Annotated in this window: 9 protein-coding genes; 4 read left to right on the forward strand and 5 right to left on the reverse strand. The window is 55.9% G+C overall.

The window, feature by feature from the left end; translation table 11 throughout:
* Positions 1-48 precede the first annotated feature (48 nt).
* The 4 genes from FZF21_RS15460 to FZF21_RS15475 all read right to left on the reverse strand — a co-directional run bounded on the left by FZF21_RS15460 (position 49) and on the right by FZF21_RS15475 (position 4492).
* Complete coding sequence (locus FZF21_RS15460) at positions 49-750, reverse strand: DnaA inactivator Hda (RefSeq protein WP_166792068.1); 702 nt, start codon at positions 748-750, stop codon at positions 49-51.
* Positions 751-846: 96 nt separating this feature from the next.
* On the reverse strand, positions 847-2136 hold the full coding sequence (gene uraA, locus FZF21_RS15465) for a uracil permease (RefSeq protein WP_017692944.1): 1290 nt from the start codon (positions 2134-2136) through the stop codon (positions 847-849).
* An 82-nt stretch (positions 2137-2218) separates the two neighbouring features.
* Complete coding sequence (gene upp / locus FZF21_RS15470) at positions 2219-2845, reverse strand: uracil phosphoribosyltransferase (protein WP_003860560.1); 627 nt, start codon at positions 2843-2845, stop codon at positions 2219-2221.
* A gap of 216 nt (positions 2846-3061) precedes the next feature.
* Positions 3062-4492, reverse strand: coding sequence for a 6-phospho-beta-glucosidase (locus tag FZF21_RS15475; RefSeq protein ID WP_023295128.1), 1431 nt, complete (start codon positions 4490-4492; stop codon positions 3062-3064).
* Positions 4493-4758: 266 nt separating this feature from the next.
* On the opposite strand from FZF21_RS15475, the gene purM reads away from it, so the two are divergent.
* The 4 genes from purM (at position 4759) to ppx (ending at position 10265) form a co-directional block, all read left to right on the forward strand.
* Complete coding sequence (gene purM, locus FZF21_RS15480) at positions 4759-5796, forward strand: phosphoribosylformylglycinamidine cyclo-ligase (protein ID WP_017383509.1); 1038 nt, start codon at positions 4759-4761, stop codon at positions 5794-5796.
* A complete protein-coding gene (gene purN / locus FZF21_RS15485; protein ID WP_006811493.1) occupies positions 5793-6434 on the forward strand; it encodes a phosphoribosylglycinamide formyltransferase in 642 nt (213 codons plus the stop codon). The genes purM and purN overlap by 4 nt, the downstream gene beginning before the upstream one ends.
* 228 nt (positions 6435-6662) lie before the next feature.
* Positions 6663-8723, forward strand: a complete 2061-nt coding sequence (gene ppk1, locus FZF21_RS15490; RefSeq protein ID WP_015572188.1) for a polyphosphate kinase 1 — start codon at positions 6663-6665, stop codon at positions 8721-8723.
* Between the two features lie 3 nt (positions 8724-8726).
* Positions 8727-10265: an exopolyphosphatase gene (gene ppx, locus FZF21_RS15495; protein ID WP_017383510.1), complete on the forward strand. Its 1539-nt coding sequence runs from the start codon at positions 8727-8729 to the stop codon at positions 10263-10265.
* A 4-nt stretch (positions 10266-10269) separates the two neighbouring features.
* Here the strand turns inward: ppx and FZF21_RS15500 are convergent, their stop codons facing one another.
* Positions 10270-12510 (reverse strand): EAL domain-containing protein, encoded by a 2241-nt coding sequence (locus FZF21_RS15500; protein WP_149121252.1) that lies wholly within the window; start codon positions 12508-12510, stop codon positions 10270-10272.
* Positions 12511-12640: the final 130 nt, after the last annotated feature.

A 12640-nucleotide genomic window follows, 5' to 3' on the forward strand; every position in this document is an offset into this window, starting at 1 on the left:
GACGGGTTTTCGTAGGCCCGGTAAGCGCAGCGCCACCGGGCAAAAAACTCAAAGCTTAAGAATATCTTTCACAAACGGAATGGTTAGCTTGCGCTGTGCGGTAATAGACGCGCGATCGAGCTGATCGAGCGTGTCAAACAGCGTGCGCATTTCCCTGTCCAGGCGTTTAAGCAGGAACCGACCCACGTCCTCCGGCAGCTCAAACCCACGCTGCTTAGCGCGCAGCTGAAGCGCCTGGAGTTTGTCTTCATCCGACAGCGGTTGCAGCTTGTAGATTTGCCCCCAGTCCAGACGAGACGCCAGATCCGGCAGCCCCAGATTGAGCTGGCGCGGCGGACGATCGCCGGTGATCAGCAGCCGGGTTTTGCCCGACTCCAGAATGCGGTTGTAGAGGTTAAAGATCGCCATTTCCCACGGTTCGTCCCCCGCCACGCATTCGATATTATCGATGCAGACCAGGGAAAGATGTTCCATGCCCTCCAGCACCTCAGGCACAAACCAGGTGCGTTTATCCAGCGGCACATAGCCTACCGCGTCACCGCGCGCCGAAAGCTCCGCACAGGCGGCATGCAGCAGGTGGCTGCGTCCCGCGCCTTCGCGTGACCAGATATAGATGTATCCGCTGTGTTCCTGGCGCAGCACGTTTTGCAGTGCAGCCAGTAAAGAGGGGTTATCACCCGGCCAGAAACTCGCGAAAGTTTCGTCGTCAGGGAGATAAAGTGGCAGAGAGAGCTGTGCCGGTCCGTTCAGAAATACCTCAACCAGAGATCTTACATAAAATCGGAATGGAGTTTAACACGGAACCTGCAAGGAGAGAACCGGGCGATCCTTCGCCCGGCATGACGATCAATGTGGCGCTTTTTCGCTTTCGTCTGCGTCCAGCACCACCTCTTCCGGGCGGATCACTGAGATCAGCTTGAAAATCAGGCTCAGGCCGACGCCGACGATGGTCGCCAGCGCCATACCCTTCAGCTCTGCCGCGCCGATGTGCACCTTCGCGCCGCTCACGCCGATAATCAGGATAACGGAGGTCAGGATCAGGTTCTGCGCCTTGCTGTAATCCACTTTGGATTCAATCAGCACGCGAATACCGGAGGCACCGATCACCCCGTACAGCAGCAGGGAAACGCCGCCCATCACCGGAACCGGGATAATCTGGATCGCCGCCGCCAGTTTGCCAACGCAGGAGAGCAGAATGGCGATGATCGCCGCGCCGCCGATAACCCAGGTGCTGTAGACGCGGGTGATCGCCATTACGCCGATATTCTCACCGTAAGTCGTGTTTGGCGTGGAGCCGAAGAAACCAGAGATGATGGTGGAGAAACCGTTGGCAAACATGGAGCGATGCAGGCCCGGGTCGCGGATCAGGTCGCGCTTCACGATGTTCGCCGTCACCACCAGGTGGCCGACGTGCTCAGCAATCACCACCAGCGCGGCAGGCAGAATGGTGAAAATGGCGAACCATTCAAAGCGCGGGGTGTAGAAGGTTGGCAGCGCGAACCAGTGCGCCTCGGCAATCGGGGTGGTATCCACAACGCCCATCACGAAGGAGAGCGCGTAACCCGCCAGCACGCCGATCAGGATCGGGATAATCGCCATAAAGCCGCGGAACAGGACGGAACCGAATACCGTCACGCCCAGCGTCACCAGCGAAATAATAATGGTTTTGGAATCCGGTGACTGACCGTCCGCAGGCAGCAGCCCGGCCATGTTCGCCGCCACGCCCGCCAGCTCCAGGCCGATGACGGCAACGATGGCCCCCATTGCCGCAGGCGGGAACATCACGTCCAGCCAGCCGGTACCGGCTTTCTTCACAATGAAGGAGACCAGGCAGAACAGCACGCCGCACATGATAAAGCCGCCCAGCGCGACCTCATAACCCAGCGGCAGCAACAGCAGAACCGGGGAGATAAACGCGAAGCTCGACCCGAGATAGGCCGGGATTTTGCCTTTACAGATGAAGAGGTAAAGCAGCGTACCGATGCCGTTAAACAGCAGCACGGTAGCCGGGTTAATGTGAAACAGGATTGGCACCAGCACGGTTGCGCCAAACATGGCGAACAGGTGCTGCAAACTAAGCGGGATTGTCTGTAAAAGCGGCGGTCTTTCACTCACCCCGATAGCACGGCGCGTCATAGTGTTTTCCTCTGAGTGTCATTGTTGGTTTTTATTCAAAAAAAAGCCGACTATCAAAGTCGGCTTCTTTATCGTTATTCGATTATTTAGTACCAAAAATCTTATCGCCGGCATCGCCGAGCCCCGGGATGATGTACCCGTGCTCGTTCAGTCCCTGGTCGACAGACGCGGTATAGAGTTCAACGTCCGGGTGCGCTTTTTCCAGCGCCGCGATACCTTCCGGCGCCGCAACCAGCACCAGCACTTTGATGCTGCTGCATCCCGCTTTTTTCAGCAGGTCGATGGTGGCGATCATCGAACCGCCGGTCGCCAGCATCGGGTCAACCACCAGCGCCATACGCTCGTCGATGTTAGAGACCAGCTTCTGGAAGTACGGGACCGGCTCAAGCGTCTCTTCGTTACGGTAGATGCCCACCACGCTGATACGCGCGCTTGGGACGTGCTCCAGCACGCCTTCCATCATGCCCAGACCCGCACGCAGGATTGGCACCACGGTAATTTTTTTACCTTTGATCTGCTCAACCTGTACCGGACCGTTCCAGCCTTCGATGGTCACTTTTTCCGTTTCCAGATCAGAGGTCGCTTCGTAGGTCAGCAGGCTACCCACTTCAGAAGCCAGTTCGCGAAAACGCTTCGTGCTGATGTCATGCTCACGCATCAGGCCCAACTTGTGTTTAACGAGTGGGTGTTTCACTTCCACAATCTTCATTCTCTTTCTCCTCTGAGGTGGCATCCGCAAAAAAATCGCGGGATTATACCGCTTTTTTCGGATTGCGCCATACCCATCTTGCTTGACGTATATCAATCAAAAACAAAAAAGCCGGAGGCTGGGCTCCGGCTTGGGTGCGGGATTCTGCCGGGTGGCGCTAACGCTTACCCGGCCTACACATCCCGTAGGCCCGGTAAGCGCAGCGCCACCGGGCAATTATAGCTGCTCTCCGTTGCTGGCAATCACCTGCTTATACCAGTCGAACGATTTCTTCTTGCTGCGGTTCAGCGTGCCGTTACCTTCGTTATCTTTATCGACAAAGATAAAGCCGTAGCGTTTTTTCATCTCGCCTGTGCCGGCAGAGACCAGGTCGATACAGCCCCACGGGGTATAGCCCATCAGATCCACGCCGTCTTCCACCACCGCTTTTTTCATCTCGCGGATATGCGCGGAAAGGTAGTCGATGCGGTACTGGTCGTTCACCGTGCCGTCGCTCTCCTGCACGTCGATCGCGCCAAAGCCGTTCTCAACGATAAACAGCGGCAGCTGGTAGTGATCCCAGAACCAGTTGAGGGAGTAGCGAAGCCCCACCGGGTCAATCTGCCAGCCCCAGTCCGATTTCTGCACGTACGGGTTAGAGACCAGGCTCTTGCTCTCGTCGTAGTCCAGCTGCGGGTTGTCCGCCGTCGCTTTGGTGGCGAAAGACATGTAGTAGCTGAACCCGATGTAATCCACGCAGCCCTGCGTCAGCGCCACTTTATCTTCTTCGGTGATATCCAGCGCGAAGCCGCGACGTTCAAAGTAGTTGAGCAGATGCTGCGGATACTTGCCGCGCACGTGAACGTCGGTGAACCAGTAGCGACGATGCATGGCGTTCATCGCCATCATCATATCGTCCGGGGCACAGGTCAGCGGATAGATGGGGCACATGGCAATCATGCAGCCGATTTGCAGCGACGGGTTGATCTCGCGCCCCGCCTTCACCGCCAGGGCACTGGCCACCAGCTCATAGTGCGCCGCCTGGAACATCACCGGCTCGCGATCTTCTCCCGGCGCATATTTCAGCCCGGAGTTGGTAAACGGCGCAAAGTCTTCGTGGAAGTTGGCCTGGTTGTTGATCTCGTTAAAGGTCATCCAGTACTTCACTTTATGCTGGTAGCGCTCAAAAACGACCTTCGCGAAGCGAACAAAGAAGTCGATCAGCTTACGGTTGCGCCAGCCGCCGTATTCCGTCACCAGGTGGAAAGGCATCTCGAAGTGGGAAAGCGTGATCACCGGCTCGATGCCGTGCTTCAGGCACTCATCAAAAAGATCGTCATAGAATTTGAGTCCCGCTTCGTTCGGCTCCAGCTCGTCGCCTTTCGGGAAGATACGCGTCCAGGCGATGGAGGTGCGGAAGCATTTGAACCCCATCTCGGCAAAGAGTTTGATGTCTTCTTTATAGCGGTGATAGAAGTCGATGGCTTCGTGGTTTGGGTAATTTTTCCCCTCCAGCACGCCGTTGGTGATTTCACGCGGTACCCCGTGGGCGCCTGCCGTCATGACATCGGCAACGCTCACGCCCTTGCCGCCCTCTTTCCAGCCACCTTCGAGCTGGTGCGCCGCAACGGCCCCACCCCACAGAAAACCTGCTTTAAATCCTGACATTCGCTATCCCTCATTCTGCGTTATTTTCTGCAAAAACAGTTACAGAAACCGGTTTCAGTTTGATGATGTGCAAAGGGGATAGCCGTTGCAAGCAGATCGCCGAAACCGGTTTCATTTTCGTGAACAGAGTCAAGTTTGTTGCCCTGGACAGCCCGCACAGAAAAAAAGATCCTCGCGCCGAGAATAGGCTCGCAAACGTTTGCCTGGACTGTTAGAATTGCGCCGATTTTTCTTACTAGCTATGCAATCGCGTGGGGATTTAAGCCGTGACCAACAAAACTTCTCTCAGCTACAAAGATGCCGGTGTTGATATTGACGCAGGTAATGCGCTGGTTGACCGAATCAAAGGTGTGGTGAAAAAAACCCGCCGCCCGGAAGTGATGGGTGGCCTGGGTGGATTCGGCGCACTGTGCGCGCTGCCGCAAAAATATCGTGAACCTGTGCTGGTCTCGGGTACGGATGGTGTCGGTACAAAACTGCGCCTGGCGATGGATCTTAAGCGTCACGATACGATTGGTATCGATCTGGTGGCGATGTGCGTCAACGACCTGGTGGTACAGGGCGCCGAGCCGCTGTTCTTCCTCGATTACTACGCGACCGGCAAGCTGGACGTGGATACCGCAGCCAGCGTCATTAACGGTATCGCCGAAGGCTGCCTGCAATCCGGCTGTGCGCTGGTCGGCGGTGAAACCGCGGAAATGCCTGGCATGTATCACGGTGAAGATTATGACGTCGCAGGCTTCTGCGTCGGCGTGGTAGAAAAATCAGAAATTATCGACGGCAGCAAAGTGGCTGACGGCGATGTGCTGGTTGCGCTGGCCTCCAGCGGTCCGCACTCCAACGGCTACTCTCTGGTGCGTAAAATCCTCGAAGTGAGCGGTTGCGACCCGCTGACCACCGAGCTGGACGGCAAACCGCTGGCCGATCACCTGCTGGCCCCGACGCGCATCTACGTGAAAAACGTGCTGGAGCTGATTGAGAACGTTGACGTGCACGCCATCGCTCACCTCACCGGCGGCGGCTTCTGGGAAAACATTCCGCGCGTGCTGCCGGACAATACCCAGGCGGTGATCGACGCATCCTCATGGCAGTGGCCGTCCGTCTTCAACTGGCTGCAAACCGCAGGCAACGTGAGCTCTCACGAAATGTACCGCACCTTTAACTGCGGCGTGGGCATGGTTATCGCCCTGCCCGCCAGCGAAGCGGATAAAGCGGTTAAGCTGCTGACAGAAAAAGGTGAAAACGCGTGGAAAATCGGTACGATTAAAGCTTCCGATTCCGAACAGCGTGTGGTCATTGAATGAAAAACATCGTGGTGCTCATTTCCGGCAACGGAAGCAATTTGCAGGCAATCATAGACGCCTGCAAACAGAAGAAAATCAATGGCACCATTCGGGCAGTATTCAGCAACAAGGCCGATGCATTCGGCCTTGAGCGCGCGCGGGAAGCGAACATTCCTGCGCACGCGCTGGAAGCCAGCCAGTTCGCCGGGCGTGAAGCCTTTGACCGTGAGCTGGTGCAGGAGATTGACGCCTACGCGCCTGACGTGGTGGTGCTGGCAGGCTACATGCGCATCCTGAGCCCGGCTTTTGTTGCACACTACGCCGGACGACTGCTCAATATCCACCCTTCCCTGCTGCCAAAATACCCCGGTCTGCACACCCATCGTCAGGTGCTGGAGAACGGCGATGAGGAGCATGGTACCTCCGTGCATTTCGTTACCGACGAGCTGGACGGTGGTCCGGTGATTTTGCAGGCAAAAGTACCGGTCTTTGACGGCGACAACGAAGACGACGTGACCGAACGTGTGCAGACGCAGGAACACGCCATTTATCCGCTGGTGGTAAGCTGGTTTGTCGATGGACGTCTGGAGATGCGCAACGGCGCAGCCTGGCTGGACGGCGTGAAGTTGCCCCCGCAGGGTTATGCGGCCGAAGAGTAGTCTGTTTGAATTGCCCGGCGGCGCTTCGCTTGCACGGGCCTACGGTCCCGTAGGCCGAGGTAAGCGCAGCGCCACCCGCCCCCCCCTTCCCCAACCCTCTAAATTCCCCAACAAAAAAATAACTGTCATACTTTTCTGGCACTGTTGGACATATCGTGGAAATGCTCGCCATAATAAGGACGAGACGGATTTACCACGTCCTGTGATTGAACTGGAGTGTGAGCTGTAATGGGTCAGGAAAAGTTATACATCGAGAAAGAGCTAAGCTGGTTAGCATTCAACGAACGTGTACTTCAGGAAGCGGCCGATAAAAGCAACCCGCTGATTGAACGTATGCGTTTTTTAGGCATCTATTCCAACAATCTGGATGAGTTCTACAAGGTTCGCTTCGCCGAACTGAAACGGCGAATCATCATCAGCGAAGAACAGGGCTTAAACTCCCACTCGCGGCATCTGCTTGGAAAAATCCAGTCTCGCGTCATGAAAGCCGATCAGGAATTTGATGGCCTCTATAACGAACTGCTGCTGGAAATGGCACGCAACCAAATCTTCCTGATCAACGAACGCCAGCTCTCCGCGAATCAGCAAAACTGGCTGCGCCACTATTTCAAACATTATCTGCGCCAGCATATCACCCCGATTCTGATCAACCGTGAAACCGATCTGGTGCAGTTCCTGAAAGATGATTACACCTATCTGGCGGTAGAAATCATTCGGGGTGAGACCATTAACTACGCGTTGCTGGAAATACCGTCTGATAAAGTCCCACGCTTTGTAAACCTGCCGCCGGAAACCCCGCGCCGGCGTAAGCCGATGATCCTGCTGGATAACATCCTGCGCTACTGCCTGGACGATATCTTCAAAGGCTTCTTCGATTACGACGCGCTCAACGCCTACTCGATGAAGATGACCCGTGACGCCGAGTACGATCTGGTGCATGAGATGGAGGCCAGCATGATGGAGCTGATGTCTTCCAGCCTCAAGCAGCGCCTGACGGCGGAGCCGGTGCGGTTTGTCTATCAACGCGATATGCCGGACGCGATGGTGGAGATGCTGCGCGATAAGCTGACCATCTCCCGCTACGACTCCATTATCCCCGGTGGGCGTTACCACAACTTTAAAGATTTCATTGGCTTCCCGAACGTCGGCAAGGCCAATCTGGTGAACAAACCGCTGCCGCGCCTGCGCCATATCTGGTTCGATAAGTTCCGCAACGGGTTCGACGCCATCCGCGAACGGGATGTGCTGCTCTACTATCCGTATCACACCTTTGAACACGTGCTGGAATTGCTGCGTCAGGCCTCGTTCGATCCGAACGTGCTGGCGATCAAAATCAACATTTATCGCGTGGCGAAAGATTCCCGTATCATCGATGCGATGATCCACGCGGCGCACAACGGCAAGAAAGTGACCGTGGTGGTTGAGCTCCAGGCTCGCTTCGACGAGGAGGCCAACATCCACTGGGCGCGCCGACTGACGGAAGCGGGCGTACACGTCATCTTCTCCGCGCCAGGGCTGAAAATTCACGCCAAGCTGTTCCTGATCTCCCGTAAAGAGGGCGACGACGTGGTGCGCTACGCCCATATCGGTACCGGGAACTTTAACGAGAAAACCGCGAGAATCTACACCGACTATTCGCTGCTGACTGCCGATGCCCGCATCACCAACGAAGTGCGTCGGGTGTTCAACTTCATTGAGAACCCGTACCGCCCGGTGAGCTTCGATTATCTGCTGGTGTCACCGCAGAACTCACGGCGCCTGCTGTACGATATGATCGATAAAGAGATTGCCAATGCGCAGAACGGCTTGTCGTCCGGCATCACGCTGAAGCTCAACAATCTGGTGGACAAAGGGCTGGTGGACCGCCTGTACGCGGCCTCCAGCTCCGGCGTTCCGGTAAATCTGCTCATTCGCGGCATGTGCTCGCTCATTCCGGAACTGGAAGGCATCAGCGACAATATCCGCGTGATCAGCATTGTGGATCGCTATCTTGAACACGATCGCGTCTATATTTTCGATAACGCCGGTGATAAGCGCGTATACCTCTCGTCCGCCGACTGGATGACGCGTAACATTGATTACCGTATTGAAGTGGCGGCACCGCTGCTGGATCCTCGCCTTAAGCAGCGTATCCTGGACATTATCGAGATCCTGTTCAGCGATACGGTGAAAGCACGTTATATCGACAAAGAACTCAGTAATCGCTATGTACCGCGCGGCAATCGCCGTAAAGTGCGCTCGCAGCTGGCGATTTACGATTACATTAAATCACTTGAGCAATCCGATTAACCTATGCCAATAAACGATAATACCCCACGCCCGCAGGAGTTCGCCGCGGTCGATCTTGGCTCAAACAGTTTCCATATGGTCATCGCCCGCGAGGTGGATGGCGCGATGCAGATCATCGGTCGTCTGAAGCAGCGTGTGCATCTGGCCGATGGTCTCGACGCGCGTAACATGCTGAGCGAAGAGGCCATGGAGCGCGGGCTGAACTGTCTGTCGCTGTTCGCAGAACGTCTGCAAGGCTTTTCGCCGTCCAGCGTCTGCATCGTCGGGACGCATACGCTACGCCAGGCGCTGAACGCGCCGGAGTTTCTTAAGCGCGCGGAAAAGGTTATCCCCTACCCGATTGAGATCATCTCCGGTAACGAAGAAGCGCGCCTGATTTTTATGGGCGTGGAGCATACGCAGCCGGAAAAAGGCCGCAAGCTGGTGATTGATATCGGCGGTGGTTCCACGGAACTGGTGATTGGCGAAGACTTCGAGCCGCGTCTGGTGGAAAGCCGCCGTATGGGCTGCGTCAGCTTCGCGCAGATGTATTTCCCGGGCGGCGTCATCACCCGCGAAAACTTCCAGCGCGCGCGCATGGCCGCCGTACAAAAACTGGAAAATCTGGCCTGGCAATACCGTATTCAGGGCTGGAACGTGGCGCTGGGCGCATCGGGTTCGATTAAAGCGGCCCATGAAGTGCTGCTGGCAATGGGTGAAAAAGACGGCTTTATTACGCCTGAGCGCCTGGTGAAACTCACCGAAGAGGTGCTTAAGCATAAGAGCTTCGACGCCCTGAGTCTGCCGGGTCTGTCCGACGAACGTAAAGCCGTGTTCGTACCGGGGCTGGCGATCCTCTGCGGCGTGTTTGACGCGCTGGCGATCAAAGAGTTGCGCCTCTCTGACGGCGCCCTGCGTGAAGGCGTGCTGTATGAGATGGAAGGCCGTTTCCGTCATCAGGATATTCGCAGCCGCACCGCGCAGAGCCTGGCCAACCAGTACAACATCGACCGCGAACAGGCGAAACGGGTGCTCGAAACCACGGTTCAGATGTACGAGCAGTGGGAGGAGCAGAATCCGAAGCTGGCGCATCCGCAGCTGGCCGCGCTGTTGAAATGGGCCGCCATGTTGCACGAGGTGGGGCTGAACATTAACCACAGCGGAATGCATCGCCATTCGGCCTATATTCTGCAAAACAGCGATCTGCCTGGCTTCAACCAGGAGCAGCAATCCATGATGGCGACGCTGGTGCGCTATCACCGCAAAGCCATCAAGCTCGACGATCTGCCGCGCTTTACGTTATTTAAGAAAAAGCAGTTCCTGCCGCTCATTCAGCTGTTGCGCCTGGGCGTGTTGCTCAATAATCAGCGACAGGCAACCACCACGCCGCCGACGCTGAAGCTAAAAACGGATGACTATCACTGGACGCTGAGCTTCCCGCACGACTGGTTTAGCCAGAACGCGCTGGTGCTGCTGGATCTGGAAAAAGAGCAGCAGTACTGGGAAGCGGTCACCGGCTGGCTGTTGAAGATTGAAGAAGAGAGTTCTGAGGCGGCAGCGTAACGGCTCAGGCGCTCTCCTGAGAAGGCTGCGTGTTGAGCAACGTATCAAGCTCAGTCGGCAACCCAATCAAATAGCCCTGCACATAATCGATACCTAGCGCGTGCACCGCGCTACGTATCTCTTCCGTTTCCACATATTCCGCCACCACCAGCATTTTCTTCATCCGGGCCAGATGGCAAATGGAAGCCACAATCTGGTAATCCAGGCTGTTGCTGACAATATTGCGAATAAAACCGCCATCGATTTTGAGAATGTCTGCGTCCACGCTTTTTAACCGCGCATAGCTGGCGTAGCCCGTGCCAAAATCATCAATGGCGATCCGGATGCCCATTTTTTGTAATTTCCTGAGGGTCGACGCCGCCAGATCCGCATGACCAAAGGCGCTGCTTTCGGTCACTTCAAAGATCAGCTGCCACGCTTCAACGGCGTATTTGGTTAACAGGCGGCTCACTTCAAGCGGGAACTGCGCCCTGTAGGCGGTAGAAGGTGCGAGGTTGATCGCAAAGCGCTGGCCCGGCAAACGCTGGCGGTGCTGTGCCAGAAAACTCAACGTACGCTCCAGTACCCATAAATCAACACGCGACGATAAACCAAACTCCTGTGCAATGGGCAGGAACTGCTCGGGAAAGATCAGCGCCCCGTTATCATCACGCATTCGCAGCAGCACCTCGTGATAACAATCACCGCGCAGCCCGCGAACGGGCTGAACCAGCAGGGTAAAAGCGTCCTGCTCCAGCGCGGCCTGCAAACGACTCATCATCGCGACCTTATCTTTCAGGCTACGCTGCAAATGAACAGCCCCGCGCTGCTGAAGATTTTCCGGGTGGTTGGTAGAAAGGGAGAGATCGGCCACGATGCCCAGTTCCCCCAGCACCAGATAGAGATGATTGACGGGTGAGCGTACATAGCAATAGCTCACGCCGACCTGAGGCTGTACCGGCATACCATCCCAGATAAAAACAAACTGCTTGATATGCTCGTCCAGCGTTTCAATGCGCTGTTGATGCGACTCCGCCTCCAGACGCACCGCCATGTCATACCCGGTGAGGTGATAGACTCGCTCATTGGGCTGAAGGGTGCCGTTTATCCATTGCGCCAGCTGCTGTTTATACTGGATCCGCAGCATCACGCCGTAATTGCGTCCCAGCACCTCCAGCTCGGGCACGCGCAGTAAACAGAGCGCTGACCACGGATGACTGGCCAGCTCGCGCGACAGCGCCCGCAGGTTGGGCATATGCACCACCGGATCGAGAAAAGCCTGACTGCGGGAGCGAATATTGATGGCCCGCTGGCGTGTCGCCAGCATCGACATGTACGTCACAACGAAGGAAAAGACCAGATAGCTGGATGAGGTGATCGCCAGCTGAATGCCATAACCCTCTTGCACCGGAATGTAGTGATAAAAAAAGTGAATCGACACCAGCAGGACCGGCGTCCAGATGAGTGACATCAGCTTGTAGCCAAAGCGCATCGCCCCCCAGAGCATCACGGGCATCAGCAGGGACAAGGTGTAGTTGGTACTGAAAATGGAACTGTTTGCATTCATGGGCAGCAGCAGCATGACCAGCAACCCGCCCAGGGCTAAAAACCACACCACAAACTCAAAGGCCGTCACCTTTTTGTCTATTTGCGCGCGGAGCTGGGACATCAGTCCCTTGATATAGCGCGGATGACGTATCAGGCGGATCAGCAGGTAGCTTAGCGGCACGCCCGTCAGCCCGCTCACCAGCAGCCCCTGATAGTTAATAAGGGTCCGAATATTGAGGGGATTCAGTCCTGCGAGGCTCTGGCGGCTCTCATAGACGCCGAGATAGACCGCAAACTGAAACAGCAGCAGAAATAGCGTTGCCGGGCAAAACACCTGCCAGAAAATACGCTGCCCCATCAGGCGTATGTCACCGTAAGCGGTCATATTGCGCCGGGGCGCAAACACGCGATAACCGCCCCAGCTGAGCACCAGAGGAACGATAAAATGCAGAATGCCGGCCATGGCTTCAAATAACCCAACGGAGGGGTAATAACGTAAAAACAGCGACACCACCACCCCGGGGAGGGCTTCCAGGCCAAAGAATAACATCAGCGTCAGCAAAAAGGAGAGCGGTAGATAATAGAGCGCAACGATACCGTCGCCCAACTGCGTTAAGGTATTAGCCACACTAAGCACCGGGAGTAACACGACGGGTAAAATAAGAGGAAGTGCCCACCAGCGGTCTTTATTTTGCTTCAGGATGTGGTGAATATTCATAGATGCTCGTTTACAACCCTTGCGCTCCAGAGGGTAAATGAAGACAGGCATCCAACCTGACGTACACGTTGCCTGGAAAATTCCTGGCAAGCACAGTGGAGGAGGGATTTTAAATATCAACGACGGGATG

Origin of the sequence: Enterobacter sp. LU1 (assembly GCF_008271405.2) — a bacterium.
GTDB classification, from domain to species: Bacteria; Pseudomonadota; Gammaproteobacteria; order Enterobacterales; family Enterobacteriaceae; genus Enterobacter; species Enterobacter hormaechei_C.